The sequence below is a fragment of the Egicoccus halophilus genome (assembly GCF_004300825.1).
GTDB classification, from domain to species: Bacteria; Actinomycetota; Nitriliruptoria; order Nitriliruptorales; family Nitriliruptoraceae; genus Egicoccus; species Egicoccus halophilus.
Window position 1 is genome coordinate 2,925,001 of record NZ_CP036250.1, and the last position, 14,791, is coordinate 2,939,791.

The 14,791-nt window shown below is 72.8% G+C and carries 12 protein-coding genes; 3 read left to right on the forward strand and 9 right to left on the reverse strand.

The genetic code is table 11. The features are described 5' to 3' along the window. Window positions 1-491: 491 nt before the first annotated feature. From ELR47_RS13255 to lepA, 6 genes are all read right to left on the reverse strand, one after another. Window positions 492-1,043, reverse strand: coding sequence for a MarR family winged helix-turn-helix transcriptional regulator (locus tag ELR47_RS13255; RefSeq protein WP_130650327.1), 552 nt, complete (start codon window positions 1,041-1,043; stop codon window positions 492-494). Next, entirely contained in the window at window positions 1,040-1,789 is a 750-nt protein-coding gene (locus ELR47_RS13260; protein WP_130650328.1) for a gamma-glutamyl-gamma-aminobutyrate hydrolase family protein, read from the reverse strand. Before ELR47_RS13260 ends, ELR47_RS13255 begins: the two co-directional genes overlap by 4 nt. A 235-nt stretch (window positions 1,790-2,024) precedes the next feature. Continuing rightward, window positions 2,025-3,266, reverse strand: a complete 1,242-nt coding sequence (hemW, locus tag ELR47_RS13265) for a radical SAM family heme chaperone HemW (protein WP_165404072.1) — start codon at window positions 3,264-3,266, stop codon at window positions 2,025-2,027. Further along, window positions 3,263-3,886, reverse strand: coding sequence for a DUF1269 domain-containing protein (locus ELR47_RS13270; RefSeq protein ID WP_130650330.1), 624 nt, complete (start codon window positions 3,884-3,886; stop codon window positions 3,263-3,265). The genes hemW and ELR47_RS13270 overlap by 4 nt, the downstream gene beginning before the upstream one ends. A 127-nt stretch (window positions 3,887-4,013) precedes the next feature. Continuing rightward, a complete protein-coding gene (locus ELR47_RS18420) occupies window positions 4,014-4,175 on the reverse strand; it encodes a hypothetical protein (protein ID WP_165404073.1) in 162 nt (53 codons plus the stop codon). Between the two features lie 45 nt (window positions 4,176-4,220). Continuing rightward, window positions 4,221-6,098, reverse strand: coding sequence for a translation elongation factor 4 (gene lepA / locus ELR47_RS13275; RefSeq protein ID WP_130650331.1), 1,878 nt, complete (start codon window positions 6,096-6,098; stop codon window positions 4,221-4,223). A gap of 310 nt (window positions 6,099-6,408) precedes the next feature. Here lepA and ELR47_RS13280 point away from each other — a divergent pair, with 310 nt between their 5' ends. Next, complete coding sequence (locus ELR47_RS13280) at window positions 6,409-6,591, forward strand: hypothetical protein (protein WP_130650332.1); 183 nt, start codon at window positions 6,409-6,411, stop codon at window positions 6,589-6,591. Here the strand turns inward: ELR47_RS13280 and nirD are convergent. Together nirD and nirB are read right to left on the reverse strand one after the other, a co-directional pair. Further along, window positions 6,588-6,962: a nitrite reductase small subunit NirD gene (gene nirD / locus ELR47_RS13285; RefSeq protein ID WP_130650333.1), complete on the reverse strand. Its 375-nt coding sequence runs from the start codon at window positions 6,960-6,962 to the stop codon at window positions 6,588-6,590. The two genes, ELR47_RS13280 and nirD, sit on opposite strands and share 4 nt — an antisense overlap. Next, complete coding sequence (gene nirB / locus ELR47_RS13290; RefSeq protein ID WP_130650334.1) at window positions 6,959-9,592, reverse strand: nitrite reductase large subunit NirB; 2,634 nt, start codon at window positions 9,590-9,592, stop codon at window positions 6,959-6,961. The genes nirD and nirB overlap by 4 nt, the downstream gene beginning before the upstream one ends. 155 nt (window positions 9,593-9,747) lie before the next feature. On the opposite strand from nirB, the gene ELR47_RS13295 reads away from it, so the two are divergent. Together ELR47_RS13295 and ELR47_RS13300 are read left to right on the forward strand one after the other, a co-directional pair. Next, on the forward strand, window positions 9,748-11,439 hold the full coding sequence (locus ELR47_RS13295; protein ID WP_165404074.1) for a DmsC/YnfH family molybdoenzyme membrane anchor subunit: 1,692 nt from the start codon (window positions 9,748-9,750) through the stop codon (window positions 11,437-11,439). Beyond that, entirely contained in the window at window positions 11,436-13,634 is a 2,199-nt protein-coding gene (locus ELR47_RS13300; RefSeq protein ID WP_130650336.1) for a molybdopterin oxidoreductase family protein, read from the forward strand. Before ELR47_RS13295 ends, ELR47_RS13300 begins: the two co-directional genes overlap by 4 nt. Before the next feature lie 33 nt (window positions 13,635-13,667). Here ELR47_RS13300 and ELR47_RS13305 read toward each other — a convergent pair whose 3' ends face one another. Further along, complete coding sequence (locus tag ELR47_RS13305; protein ID WP_130651387.1) at window positions 13,668-14,762, reverse strand: M20 family metallopeptidase; 1,095 nt, start codon at window positions 14,760-14,762, stop codon at window positions 13,668-13,670. Window positions 14,763-14,791 lie beyond the last annotated feature (29 nt).

Sequence of the window (14,791 nt, forward strand, 5' to 3'; positions counted from 1 at the left end):
TTCTACTACAACTCTCGACAACCAGACACCAAAGCATCCGGCCGACAAGGGCATGTGTACACACACCCACCCAAAAGGGCAGGCGCGTCACTGGCTTCTCGCACCCTGTGCAGTTCTCAAAGAACACCACAACACCACACCCGAACCCACAACCCCACCACACGGCAGGCGGCTCTCGAGACCGATGTCGCTTCGTTGACCGCAGTACTTCGCGGACCGAAGACGGTACCGCGTCTTGCTGCGATCGGCCAACCGAGCGGTCGGCGTGCTGCCCGGCGTTTCGAGCAGGCTGCGTACTCTAGCCTGCCTCGCGTTGCCGTGCAAGTCGTTCTTGTCAGTGCCGCTCGGGCGGGGCGTAACGTAACCGTCCCGTCCCTGAGCTGCAAACCGGGCGATGGTGGACCTCGCTGAGGCCCGCGCGTCGAACGTGCTCGCGCCACCCGATCAGGGAAGGCAGCGTACCGACACCGGACGCCGGTGCCAACTCCGCCTCAGGACGGATCCTCGAGCGGCAGCCCACGGACGAGTTCGCGCAGTCCCGAGGCGAAGGCGTCGCGTCCATCCTGCGACAGCAGCGCAGCGATGCGCGCCTCCTGGGCGTTGAACCGCGGGTACAGCCTGCGGATGAGCTCCTCCCCCGAAGCGGTCAGCCCGGCACTCAGCAGGCGCCGGTCGTCGTCGTGGCGTCGACGTGCGACCAGCCCCCGTCGCTCGAGCGTGTCGAGCACGCCCGTCAGCGTCCCCTTGGTGACCCCGGCTTCCGCGGCGAGGTGGCGCGCTTCCATCTCGCCCCAGATCCACAGCACCCACAGGGTCACGAACGCCGTCCACGACAACTGCTCCGGGCCGAGCACGGACTGTTCCATGTGCCGCCGGATCGCCGACGCGGCGCGATAGATGTTCGACACCACCGACAGGGCACCGAAGTCGACCTCGAGACCGACGTCGTCGAAACGGGCGACGATGTCCCGCTCGGCCTCGATGAGGTCGTCGAGGCGGGGCCCGGTGTCGCCTTCGGCACGCTCCGCGGCAGCACCCGTCACGGCGTCGCAGCCACGACCGGTCGGATCGCGTCACGTGCGAGTGCCACGAAGGCCTCGAACAGCATCCGGTCGGCGCCCTCGAGCTTCTCCGGATGCCACTGCACCGCGAGCAGCGGCCAGGGGTCGTCGACCGGCTCCACCGCCTCGATGACGCCGTCCGGGGCGACGGCGGTGACGCGCAGGCCCGCCGGCAGGTCGTCCACGGCCTGATGGTGGATCGTGTTCACCGTCCTCGTGCCGGCGCCGAAGATCGCGGCCAGTCGCGTGTCGTCGAGCACCTCGACGGGGTGACGGGCACCGATCACGGCGTCGGGATCGTTCGAGATCGGCTCGTGCACGCCTCCCGGCCGCCCGATCTCCTGCAGCAGCGTCCCACCGGCGGCCACCACGGCCAGCTGCATCCCGCGACAGATGGCCAGGGTCGGGACCCGCCGTCGTCGTGCGCAGCGCAACAGCGCGAGTTCGCTGGTGTCCGCCTCCGGATCGACGTCCTTGCTCGCGACGTTCGCCGCGCCGTAGCTGGCCGGGTCGACGTCACCACCACCGGCGACCAGGAGTCCGTCCACCGCGTCGAGCACGGCATCCGCCTCCTGCTCACCCCGCACGTGGGGTACCAGCAGTGGCAGCCCGCCCACGTCACGCACGCAGGTCACGTACTCGTCCGCGAGCGTGTGCAGGAGCGTGCGCTCGGCGACGAACGTCGGCAGCGGCCGTCGCCACGTGGTGATCGCGATCCTCGGCCGCATCGGCTCCCCTTGTCGACCCGCGGTGCGTAGCGGGCCGCACCGACGCCCACAGGGTAACCGTCCGGACCCGAACGATGACGCGCCAACGGCGCGTCGGCGCACCTCGACCACCACCTCGGCGACGGCGCGCGTGGGCGCGTGGGCGCGTCCCACGGCGTTGTCCCGCAGCAGCCGGCGCGTGAACCGGCCGGACGGGCGGATGCGGCCCGGGCCGGCGACGGACCGGGCAGGGTGGTCAGACCAGCCGGCGGACGGCCTCGTCGAGCAGGAACCAGCCCTGTTCGGTGCACTGCAGGCGCCCGCAGGCGGTGGTGACCAGCCCGGCGTCCAGCGCGTCCTCGAGCGCCAACGGGTCGATCGCCGGCACGTCGGCCGGGTGCAACCCCTCGCGCACCCGCAGGCCCAGCAGCAACCGCTCCTCGGCCTGCTCGTCGACGTCGAGGTCCTCGGCGCCGCTGACGGGCGACATGCCGGCCTCGACCGCAGCCAGGTAGCGGGCCGTGGACCGCGTCGTCCACCAGCGGCGGCCCGCGAGGTGACCGTGGGCGCCGACACCCAGCGCGAGGTAGTCCCCGTGGCGCCAGTACAGCAGGTTGTGCCGGCTGCGGCGGGCGCTGCCGAGCGCCCAGTTGGAGACCTCGTAGTGCTCGAACCCGCTGCCACCGAGCAGTTCCCGCGCGGCGTCGAACCGGTCGGCCTGCACGTCCTCGTCCGGGGACGGCATCGCCCCGCGGGCGATGGCACGCCCGAACGGCGTGCTGTCGTGGATGGTGAGCGCGTAGGCCGACACGTGGTCGGTGCCGGCGGCGACGACCGCGCGCAGGGTCTCGCGCCAGTCCTCGTCGGTCTCCCCGGGCGTGCCGAAGATCAGGTCGAGGTTCACCTCGTCGATGCCGGCGGCGCGGGCCTGCCGGACGGCCTCGACGGGGCGTTCGGCGCTGTGCCCGCGCTCGAGGGTGGCGAGCACCGACGGCGTGAACGACTGGGCCCCCATCGAGATGCGGGTCACCCCGGCCTCGACCAGCGCGCCGAACAGCTCCTCGTCGGCGGTCTCGGGGTTGCACTCGACGGTGATCTCGGCGTCCGGCGCGACGTCGAGTTCGTCGGACACGCCGCGCACCACCGCAGCGAGCAGGTCGGGCGGCAGCAGGGTGGGCGTGCCGCCACCGACGAAGACCGAGGTGACCGTCGGCCAGGCGTCGTCCAGCTGCGGGCCCCGCCGGGCGGGGGCGTGCGCGCGACGGCCCGCAGCGACCTGGCGGGCGAGGTCGTCGCGCAGGGCCGTCACGTAGCGGGAGAACAGCGCGTCGGTGTCGTCGCGACCACCGACGGCGTCGGTCGCGAAGTCGCAGTACCCGCACCGGTGGGAGCAGAACGGCACGTGCAGATAGACCCCGAATCCGGCGGCGGCGCCCGACTCGATCGGGTCGGTCAGCCACCGCTGTGCACCGCTGGACACGGCGGGGGCGACGCTCACGTCCCGCCGTCCCACGGGTCGACCTGCAGGCGCTCACGCACGGCCGCGGCCAGCTCGGCGTCGGCGGTGGTGGCCAGCAGGCGGCCGGGGAACCGGCCGACCTCGTGCAGGGCGCGGGCGCGGTGGCAGTCGCGCACGAGCAGGAACAGCGCCGAGGACCCGTCCCCGAGTTCCTCGCCCATCTGCTTCATCTGGTCGTCGTCGATGCCGTAGTCGCGCAACTTGCCGAACAGGCCGCCGGCGGCGGCGCCGAGCGCACCACCGATGAGCGGTCCCCCGGGCCCGAGGAAGAGCCCGGCGAGAATGCCGAGCCACGCGCCGCCCATCGCGCCGGTCCGCGGCGTGACGTCACGGGTCTGCGTGATGCGCACCCGGGTACCGACCTTGGTGACGATGGCCGCGTCCTCGAGATCGAGGTGCTGCCGGCCGACCAGCCGCATGGTCGCCAGCAGCGCCTCCTGGCTGCGCATCGGCCCGTCGAACGCGAACACCCACAGGTCCGACTTGCTGTCGGCGCGGGCGGCCTGCGCCAGGGCGTCGAGCGCCCGAACCTCCTCGCTGGTGAGGGTGTCGCGCGGGTCTTGCTCGGCCGGCGGCGGCGGCGGGGGCGGCTGGCTCATGGACGCATCCTGGCACGGGCGGCGTCACGGACGGGAGAGGTCCGCGTTGCGGCATGCGTTGCGGATTCCACGGTACCCCCGCGCACAGCAGGTCGGTCGTGCGCGCCCCGCGGCGGTGAGCTCGCGGCTACGTGATCGGCTCGTGGTCGAGCGCCGGCAGACCGTCGATGGAGACCGCGTTCTTGCGGCGGCGGTCGTCGGCGAGCTCCTGCTCGGAGCGGCGCTCGTCCCACCGGCACAGCGTCGCGTTCCGTGACCAGGCCCCATGCGCGGGATGCCGTAGCCGCACGAGGTCGAGACCCGGTCGGCGGCGACGTCGGCGCGCAGGTGGGCGTCAGTCGTTGCGGGTGCCACCGCCACCGGTGCGCAGGGCGGAGACGAACGCCTCCTGCGGGATCTCGACCGAGCCGACGTTCTTCATCTTCTTCTTGCCCTCCTTCTGCTTCTCGAGCAGCTTGCGCTTGCGGGACACGTCGCCGCCGTAGCACTTGGCGAGCACGTCCTTGCGCCGGGCCTTGATGGTCTCGCGGGCGATGACCTTCGAGCCGATCGCGGCCTGCACGGGCACGTCGAACATCTGCCGCGGGATCAGCTCCTTGAGCTTCTCCACCATCGCCTTGCCGAACGGGTAGGCCTCGTCGCGGTGGACGATGGAGCTGAACGCGTCGACCGGTTCGGCGTTGAGCAGCACGTCGACGCGGACCAGGTTGGACTCCTGGTAGCCCGACGGCTCGTAGTCCAGGGACGCGTACCCGCGGGTGATCGACTTCAGCTGGTCGAAGAAGTCGGTGATGATGGACGCCAGCGGCAGCTGGTAGCGCAGCTCGACCCGCTCCTCGGTGAGGTAGTCCATCGCCTCCATGTTGCCGCGCCGGCCCTCGCACAGCTGCATGACCGGCCCGACGTAACTCGACGGCGTCAGGATCATGACGCGCACCGTCGGCTCGGCGATCGCCGCGATCTGGTTCGGCTCGGGCAGGTCCTGCGGGTTCGAGACCTCCAGCACGATCGGCTCGCCGGTCTCCGGGTCGAGCCGCTCCAGGGTGACCCGGTAGCGCACCGACGGTGCCGTGGTCACCAGCGGGATGTCGAACTCCCGGTCGATGCGCTCGATCACGATCTCGAGGTGGAGCAGGCCGAGGAAGCCGCAGCGGAAGCCGAAGCCGAGCGCCGCGGAGGTCTCCGGTTCGTAGGAGAACGAGGCGTCGTTGAGCCGCAGCTTGTCGAGCGCGTCACGCAGCAGCGGGAAGTCGTCGGAGTCGATGGGGTACAGCCCGGAGAACACCATCGGCAGCGGCTCGCGGTAGCCGGGCAGCGGGGCGACGTCGCGGCACTTCTTGCCGGCCAGCGTGATGGTGTCACCGACCTTGGCCTCGGCCACGTTCTTGATCGCGGCCGAGAGCACGCCGACCTCGCCGACGCCGAGCGCGTCGATCGGGGTCTCCTCGGGTGAGTTGACCGCGAGGTCGTCGATCTCGCCCTCGAAGTTGGTGGCGAGCAGACGGATCTTGTGACCGGGCTCGAGCCGACCGTCGACGACGCGGAAGTAGACCAGCGTGCCGCGGTAGGCGTCGTAGAACGAGTCGAAGATCAGCGCCCGCGTCGGCGCCTCGGGATCACCGGTCGGCGCCGGCACGCGGTCCACGATGGCGTCCATGACCTCCCGCACGCCCTCGCCGGTCTTGGCGGAGATGCGCAGCACGTCCTCGGGCTCGCCACCGATGATGGCGGCGATCTCGCGGGCGATCTCCTCCGGGCGCGCCGCGGGAAGATCGATCTTGTTCATCACCGGAATGATCTCGAGGTCGGCCTCGAGCGCGAGGTAGAGGTTCGCGATCGTCTGTGCCTCCATCCCCTGGGCGGCGTCGACGAGCAGCACCGCGCCTTCGCAGGCGTTGAGCGCCCGGGACACCTCGTAGGAGAAGTCCACGTGGCCCGGGGTGTCGATCAGGTTGAGCAGGTACTCGTCGCCGACGTCGCCGAGCGGCTTGTAGGGCAGACGGGCGGCCTGTGCCTTGATCGTGATGCCGCGTTCACGCTCGATGTCCATCTTGTCGAGGTACTGCGCCCGCATCTTGCGCGGGTCGACCAGCTCGGTGAGCTGCAGCATCCGGTCGGCCAGCGTGGACTTGCCGTGGTCGACGTGCGCCACGATGCAGAAATTGCGGATGCGGTCGATGGGATAGGTCACGGGCGAGCGGCCTCGAGGCATCGGGTGGCGAGGTGCCGGGCGGCACACGGGCGCGGGAGCTGGTGCGGACCCGCCAGGGTGCCGCCAGCACGTGGTGCGCGAGCGTACCGGTGTCGCTGGCGCCGTCCCGAGCACGGACATCTGCCCGCGTGGGCTACGACGCCGTGGTCGTCCGACCGGGACGGCCCCGACGACGTTGGGTGGACGGTGTTCGCGTGGCGGGCAGGCGAAGGGCCAGCCGGGCGAAGGCCCGTGGGCAGGGGTGCTCGCTGACGGCAAGCTGCTGGTCCACTCCGGTTCCCGCAACCCGACCGATCGAAAAGGACATCCCGTGGGATTCTTCAAGAAGGCCCTGATGGCGAAGGCCGGCGCGTTCGCGTTCAACAAGTTCCAGCAGCGTCGCGGCTCGGGGTCGGGTCGAGGCCGGGGTCGAGGCCGGGGTGGCTCCAACAGCGGGCTGGGCGGCCTGGTGCAGCAGTTCCTCGGCGGCAGTGGCGGCGGCCGGCGACGCTAGTCCGGCGACGCCACCGCGACCCGGCCGCCGTCGACCCGCACCGCGTGGACGTCCACGCACCGGTCCTCGGCGTCGAGGCAGCGGCCGGTCGTGAGCGAGAAGCGCTGCTTGTGCACCGGCGAGGCCACGACCGGGTCGCCGCCGGCGTCACCGACGATCCCGCGGGCCAGCACGTTGGCGCCCGAACACGGGTCGTGGTGGTCGATCGCGAACACGCGCCCGTCGGACAGGCGGAAGACCGCGACCTGGCGACCGCCGACGAGTGCCGCGACCCCGGTGTCGGGCAGGATCGCCTCGAGGTCGCACACCTCGACGTGTCCTGGGTGCGACGTGTCGTCGCGTTCGGGTACGAGGGTCGCCAAGTCGCTCATCCGCCCACCTGTCCGTCGGATCGGCCGGTGCCGCTGGTGGCGAGCACGGGCAGCAGCTCGCGCTCGTGGTCGAAGACCGGCCGTCGCTGTCCGCGCTCGCGGACGTACGCCAGGTCCGGGTCCGGGGTGTCGTCGTTCACGAAATGGCGGAACCGGGCGACCTTCTGCGGATCGGCCAGGGTCGCCGCCCACTCGTCGGTGTAGCTCGCGACGTGGTCGGCCATTGCCGCCTCGAGCTCGTCGCAGATGCCCAGCGAGTCGTCGAGCAGGATCGCCCGCAGTTCCTCCATGCCGCCCTCACGCCGTTCGAACCACGTGCTGGTCCGCTCGAGCTTGTCGGCGGTGCGCACGTAGAACATCAGGAACCGGTCGAGGACGCGGACCAGCGTCGGCGTGTCGAGGTCCTCGGCGAGCAGGTCCGCGTGGCGCGGACGCATGCCGCCGTTGCCACAGACGTAGAGGTTCCAGCCCTTCTCGGTCGCGATGACCCCGAAGTCCTTGCTCTGCGCCTCGGCGCACTCGCGCGAGCAACCGGACACGGCCGACTTGAGCTTGTGGGGTGAGCGCAGGCCGCGGTAGCGCAGCTCGAGCTGGACGGCGAGTGCCGTCGAGTCCTGCACGCCGTAGCGGCACCACGCCGTCCCGACGCACGACTTCACCGTCCGCAGCGCCTTGCCGTAGGCGTGCCCCGACTCGAAGCCGGCGTCGATCAGCCGCTGCCAGATGGACGGCAGCTGGTCGAGGCGCGCCCCGAACAGGTCGACGCGCTGCCCACCGGTGATCTTGGTGTACAGGTCGAACTCGGTCGCCACCTCGCCGAGCACGATCAGCTGCCGCGGGGTGATCTCGCCGGCCGGCACCCGGGGCACGACCGAGTAGGTGCCGTCGCGCTGGAGGTTGGCGAGGTAGCGGTCGTTGGTGTCCTGCAACGGCGCGTGCGCCGCGTCGAGGACGTGTTCGTTCCACAGCGTGGCCAGCATCGACGCGACCGCCGGCTTGCACGTGGCACAACCGCTGCCGGTCCCCCAGCCGTCGAGCAGCTCGGCGAAGGTGCGCACCCGCCGGGTCCGCACGATGTCGAACAGCTCCTGGCGGGTGTGGGGGAAGTGCTCGCACAGGCTGCGGTCGACCTCGATGCCGGCCGCTTCGAGTTCGTGCTCCATCAGCCGCTGGCACAGGGTCGCGCACGACCCGCAGCCGGTCCCGACGTTCGTCGCGGCCTTCAGCTGCGCGAGGGTCGTGATCCGCCCGCCGGCGGTCGCCGCCCGGACCTCGCCCTTGGTGACGTTGCTGCAGGTGCACACCGTGCAGCTGTCGGGCAACGCGGCCGGGCCGAGGGCGGGCGCCGCGTCCCCGGCCGCCGGCTGGAGCAGCGTGATCGGGGCGGCCGGCAGCGGCTCGCCACCGAGGTGGAACTGGTGCAGCACGGCGTACGCGTCGGCGTCCCCGACCAGGATGCCGCCCAGCAGGCGACCGTCGTCGTCGACCACCAGCTTCTGGTGCACGGCGGCGACGGGATCGTCGACGACCACGCACCGGGCGGCGGGGGTCGTCGCCTTCGCGTCCCCGAAGCTCGCGACGTCGACACCCAACAGCTTCAGCTTCGTCGACAGGTCGGCGTCGGGCACCTCGCCGTCGCCGCCCGCGAGGCGCGCGGCGACGACGCGGGCCTGCGCGTAGCCAGGGCCGACCAGGCCGTGGGTGACCCCGTCCACGGCGGCGACCTCGCCGACGGCCCACACGTGCGGGTCCTCGGTGCGGCAGGTGCGGTCGACCAGCACGCCGCCGCGCTCCCCGACCGGCAGGCCGCAGTCGCGCGCGAGCTCGTCACGGGGCCGGATGCCGGCCGAGTAGACGACGACGTCGGTGTCCAGGGTCGTCCCGTCGGCGAACTCGAGGGCGCGCGGGCGCCCGTCGGCGGCGCGCACGACCCGCTTCGTCGCGTGTTCGGTGCGCACCTCGATGCCGAGGGCCTCGACGTGGCGGCGCAGCGCGGCAGCCGCCGGGGCGTCGAGCTGCGCGGGCATCAGGTGCGGCGCGAACTCCACCACGGTGGTGTGCAGCCCGAGGGTGCGCAACGCCTCGGCGGCCTCCAGGCCGAGCAGCCCGCCGCCGATGACCACGCCGCGTCGGGCGCCGGACGCGACCGAGGCGACCAGGTCGTCGAGGTCCTCGATGGTGCGGTAGACGTGGCACCCCGGCCCGTCGCCGTCGCCGACCGGCGGGACGAAGGGTCGCGACCCGGTCGCCAGCACCAACTCGTCGTAGGCCTCGTCGGCCCCCTGGTCGGTGCGCACGACCTGCCGGTCACGGTCGATCGCGACCACCCGGCTCGCGCTGCGCAACTGCACGTCCGGGTGCTCGTAGACCTCGGGCTCGGCGAGCGCCAGCGCCGTGACGTCGCGGGTCGCGACGTAGGAGCTCAGTCGCACCCGGTCGTAGGCGGGGCGCGGCTCGTCGCCGAACACCACGATCCGGTGCCCGACGTCGGCGGCGACCAGCCGGCGGACCAGTTCGTGGCCGACCATGCCGTTGCCGACGACGACGACGCGACGGGGCGACGAGCGGTGCGCGGCGGTGGCGCGGGCGCCGGCCGTCTCGGGCGGGGTGGTGGCGGGGGAGGTCTTCATGCGGACAGACGGTGACGGTCCGCCGTTTCCGCCACGTTACGTCGACCGTCCGAACGCGTGACGGCGTGGTCGCCCGCCACGGACGCGACCCGGTCGTCGACGTCGCGTAACACGGTGCGAACGCGCCGCAAATGCCCGCCCGCCACGCTCACGACATGAGCGAAACCACCGTCCGAACCCTCATCGACGAGTTCCTGGCCGAGCAGGCCGGGACCACGGCCGTCGAACGCTTCGCGCGTGCCCATGACGACGCCCTCGACGCCTCGCCGACGGCGCCCCTGGCCGCGCGCCGCTACCGCGACCTGCTGCCCGCCACGCCGCCCGCCCCGGGACAGCAGTACGCGTTCGAGGTCGACCTCGACGCGTGCTCGGGCTGCAAGGCGTGCGTGGTCGCCTGCGGCAGCCTCAACGGGCTGCCCTCGGGCCAGTCGTTCCGCCGGACCGGGACCCTCGTGGGCGCCAACGACGCCGAGGGCACCGGCCGGAACCTGCCGGTGCTGCGCACGGTGACGACGGCCTGCCACCACTGCGCCGAGCCGGGCTGTCTCGCGGGCTGCCCCGCCGACGCCTACGTCAAGGACCCCGACACCGGCGTGGTACGCCACCTCGACGACCAGTGCATCGGCTGCCAGTACTGCACGCTGACCTGCCCCTACGAGATCCCCGCGTACGACGCCGAGCGCGGCATCGTGCGCAAGTGCGACCTGTGCGCCGACCGGCTGTCGGCCGGCGAGGCCCCGGCGTGCGTGCAGGCCTGTCCGACCCACGCGATCAGCATCCGGGTGGTCGACCTCGACGACGTGCACGCCCGCGGCGAGGACCCGTGGCCGATCCCCTCCCCCGACCCGGCCGTCACCCGGCCGGCGACCCGGTGGCGCACGTCCGAGGACCTGCGCGACGGCGTCCGCGCGGTCGACGCGGACGCGGTCGTCCCGGGCCACGCGCACCCGCCGTTGACCGTCATGCTGGTCCTGACCCAGGCGGCCGTCGGGACGCTGCTCGCCCTGCTGCTGGGCACCTGGTTCGTCCCCGAACTGGCGGCCGTGGTCGCCGGCCCTGCCGCCGCGACGGCGTTGGGCACCGGCGTCGTCGCACTCGGCGCCAGCGTGCTCCACCTGGGTCGACCGCTGCAGGCCTGGCGCGCCGTGCTGGGGCTGCGCCACTCGTGGCTGTCACGCGAGATCGTCGCCTTCGGGGCCTTCGCCGGCCTGACCGCGACCGCCGCCGCCGCGCTGGCGACACCGACCGGGCCGCTCGCCGAGGCCGCCACGTGGCTGCTGCCGACCGCCACGGTCGTCGGCCTGCTGGGGGTGTTCACCTCGGTGATGGTGTATGCCGTCACCGGCCGTCGCTGGTGGTCGACACCACGGGTCGCCGCCCGGTTCGCGGCCACCACCGCCCTGACCGGCTGCGCCACCCTGCTGCTCGTCGTGGTCGGCACGGCGGCGGTCACCGGCGCCGACGTCCGCGGGGCGGTGCGTGCCCTGGCGATCGCGTCGGGAAGCGTCGGCGTCGGCGTCGGCGCGGCGGACCTCGCCCTGCTGCGCCACCACCGACGGCACGACGTCACGGCCGGCCGGATCGCCGCCATCGACGACGAACTCGCCCGCGTCGCCTGGTTGCACGTACGCCGGATGCCGGGCCTGACCGCGTCGCGACTGGTGGCGCTGTGCCTCGGCGCGCTCGCGGCGCCGTGGCTGACCTGGCGCATGCTCGCCGACGACGTCGGCGTCGGGATGCTCACCGCGGGGGCGGGGCTGATGACCGTCGTCGCGGGAGAACTGCTGGAACGGTGGCGGTTCTTCACCGCCAGCGCGCCGCCGCGGATGCCCGGAGGCCTGCGATGAGGACCCGACTCGAGGCACTGCTGCGGCGCACCGACGGTCCGCTGACCCGCGAGCTGCTGCGCGAACCGGGCGGCCACGGCCTCGGTCAGCTCCCGGCCGGTCGGGCTCCCGACCGGGTCGTGACCAGCGTGTGCGGCTTCTGCTCCACCGGCTGCTCGCTGGACGTCCACCTGCGCGACGGCGAGGCGGTCGGCCTCACACCGACGGTCGGGTACGCCGTCAACGACGGCATGGCCTGCCCCAAGGGCTGGGAGTCGCTCACGCCGTTGCGCGCCGACACGCGGGCGACGACGCCGCTGCTGCGCGACGCCGGCGGCCGCCAACGGCCGGTCGGCTGGTCCGAGGCCGTCGACGCGTTCGTCGGTGGCCTGCGGGGCGTGCAGCAGCGCCACGGACCCGCGTCGGTCGCGTTCCTGTCGACCGGCCAGATCCCGACCGAGGAGATGGCGCTGCTCGGCGCCGTCGCCAAGTTCGGGATGGGCATGGTCCACGGCGACGGCAACACCCGCCAGTGCATGGCGACCGCGGTGCAGGCCTACAAGGAGTCGTTCGGGTCGGACGCCCCGCCCTACACCTACGCCGACCTCGAGGCGTCCGACGTGGTGGTGCTCGTCGGCGCCAACCCGGCGATCGCGCACCCGATCCTGTGGGAACGCCTGCACCGCAACCCGCACGCGCCGGCGGTGATCGTCGTGGACCCTCGCCGGACCGAGACGGCCGCCGCCGCGACCCAGCACCTCGCCGTGCGTCCGAAGGCCGACCTCGAACTGCTCTACGGCCTCGGGCACCTGCTGATCGGCCTCGGCGCGGTCGACGAGGACTTCGTGCGCGACTCGACGCACGGCTACGCCGCCTATGCCGACCACGTCGCCGGCTACCCGCCCGAGCGGGTGGCCGCGGCCACCGGCATCCCGGTCGCCGACCTCGAACGCTGCGCCCGGACCATCGCCGCCGGCCGGGCCGTGTCGTTCTGGTGGACGATGGGCGTCAACCAGTCCCACCAGGGCACCCGCACCGCGCAGGCCGTCATCGACCTCGCGCTGCTGACCGGCAACATCGGCCGCCCCGGCACGGGCGCCAACTCGATCACCGGCCAGTGCAACGCGATGGGCTCGCGGCTGTTCTCGAACACGACCAGTCTGCTCGGCGGACGCGACTTCACCCGCGCGGCCGACCGGGCCGAGGTGGCCGAGGTGCTGGGGCTCGACGCGGCCTGCATCCCCGACCGGCCGAGCCTGCCCTATCACCGCATCGTGGAGGGCATCGCGAACGGGCAGATCCGCGGCCTGTGGATCGTGGCGACCAACACCGCCCACTCCTGGATCGGACAGGACGACGTCCGCGACCTGCTCGGCCGGCTCGACTTCCTGGTCGTGCAGGACCTGTACACCACGACCGACACGGCGCAACTGGCCGATCTGGTGCTGCCCGCGGCCGGCTGGGGCGAGAAGGAGGGCACCTTCATCAACTCCGAGCGCCGCATCGGACGCGTCCGCAAGGTCGCCCGGGCACCGGGACTCGCCCTCGCCGACTTCGCGATCTTCCGCCTGCTCGCCGAGGCCTGGGGCGTCGGCGGGCACTTCCGACGTTGGTCGTCACCGGAGGCGGTGTTCGGACTGCTGCAGGAACTGTCACGCGGCCGACCGTGCGATTTCTCCGGCATCGACGGCTACGCCGACCTCGAGGCCCAGGGTGGCATCCAGTGGCCGCAACCCGTCCCCGGTGCGCTCGTCGAGAAGGAGCGTCGCCTGTTCGCCGACGGGGTCTTCCACCACCCCGACGGCCGCGCCCGGTTCGTCGTGGACGAGCCGCGCCCGCCGGCCGAACTGGTGCGTCCCCGCCGCCCGCTGGTGCTGCTGACCGGACGTGGGTCGTCGGCCGAGTGGCACACCGGCACCCGGACCTCGACCTCGCCGGCGCTGCGCAACCTCGTGCCGGCCGACCCCTACGTCGAGGTGGCACCGGCCGACGCCGCCGCCCGCGCCATCGTCTCGCACGACTGGGTCGAGCTCGTCAGCGAACGCGGGACCATGCGCGCACGCGCGTTGGTCACCCCCACGATCGCGACCGGGAGCGTGTTCGTGTCGATGCACCACGTCGACACCAACCGGCTGACGATGCCGAGCTTCGACCCGCACTCGCACCAACCGGCCTACAAGCACGCCGCCGTGGAGGTCCGCCGGGTCCACGACTGACGGCTCGTCCAGCCGCGGTGCGCGGTGACGCGGTCAGCTCCGGGTGGTCGGCCAGGCACCGGTCCGGCGGGCACGACGGATCTCGTCGACCAGGCCGGCGACCAGCAGCGCCCGCTCGACCATGGCGTCCACGAGCAGGTACTCGTGGTCGGCGTGGGCGCCCCCACCGACGGCGCCGAGCCCGTCCAGCGTCGGCACGCCGAGGGCTGCCGTGAAGTTGCCGTCGCTGCCCCCGCCGACCGCGGTGCCGACCAGGTCCGGGACGATCTGCCGCGCCATCGCGAACAGGCCCGCGGACGCCGACTCCGGCATCGGTGGCCGGTCCACGAACCCGTGCACGGCGATCCGCGCGCCGTCCAGATGCGGCCGCAGTCCGGCGAACGCCGCCTCGACCCGCGCCTTCTCGTCGGCGGTCTCGACCCGGACGTCCACGACGACGGTCGCCTGCGCCGGCACGACGTTGTCGACCGTGCCCGCGGACGCCACGGTCGGGGTCACGGTCGTGCCTCGCTCGGGTCGACCCATCGCCGTGATCGTCAGCACCTGGCGCGCGGCCTCGACCAGCGCGTTGACGCCGGCATCCGGCTCGAGACCGGCGTGCGACGCCCGGCCCGTCACCTCGACCCGGAAGGTGCCGCACCCCTTGCGGCCGGTCTTGACGGCACCACCCTCGGCCGCGCCCTCGGCGACCAGGACCGCCCCGCACGCCCGGGCGCGCTCCTCGATCACCGCCCGGGACGTACCCGACCCGACCTCCTCGTCGGCGGTCACCAGGATCTCGACCCCCGAACGGTCCTCCAGCGTCGCCAGGCCGTGCACGGCCTGCACCAGACCGCCGAGCATGTCGAAGACGCCCGGACCGGTGACCCGACCCTCCGCGACCTGGAACGGACGACGTTCGAGCGTGCCGAGCGGGAAGACGGTGTCGTGATGTCCGAGGACCAGCACCTGGGGATCTCCACCTCCCGACCAGTGCACGTGCGGGCCGGCGTCCCCGTGCACGAGCTCGGCCCGGCCGCCCAGGCGGCGCTCCAGCAGGTCGGCCAGGGTCCGTGCGGAGGTCGCGAGCGCCTCGGGATGACGGGACGGGGACTCGATCTCGACGAGCGTGCGCAGGTCCTCGAGCATCGACTCGACCTGCACTCCCGGTGGACGGA

Excerpts from the sequence above, each read along its gene's own strand:
- ELR47_RS13270 (WP_130650330.1), bottom strand. The coding sequence starts at position 3,886 with ATGAGCCAGCCGCCCCCGCCGCCGCCGCCGGCCGAGCAAGACCCGCGC.
- ELR47_RS13305 (WP_130651387.1), bottom strand. The coding sequence starts at position 14,762 with ATGCTCGAGGACCTGCGCACGCTCGTCGAGATCGAGTCCCCGTCCCGT.
- ELR47_RS13295 (WP_165404074.1), top strand. The coding sequence starts at position 9,748 with ATGAGCGAAACCACCGTCCGAACCCTCATCGACGAGTTCCTGGCCGAG.
- nirD (WP_130650333.1), bottom strand. The coding sequence starts at position 6,962 with ATGAGCGACTTGGCGACCCTCGTACCCGAACGCGACGACACGTCGCAC.
- ELR47_RS13300 (WP_130650336.1), top strand. The coding sequence starts at position 11,436 with ATGAGGACCCGACTCGAGGCACTGCTGCGGCGCACCGACGGTCCGCTG.
- lepA (WP_130650331.1), bottom strand. The coding sequence starts at position 6,098 with ATGCCTCGAGGCCGCTCGCCCGTGACCTATCCCATCGACCGCATCCGC.
- ELR47_RS13260 (WP_130650328.1), bottom strand. The coding sequence starts at position 1,789 with ATGCGGCCGAGGATCGCGATCACCACGTGGCGACGGCCGCTGCCGACG.
- nirB (WP_130650334.1), bottom strand. The coding sequence starts at position 9,592 with ATGAAGACCTCCCCCGCCACCACCCCGCCCGAGACGGCCGGCGCCCGC.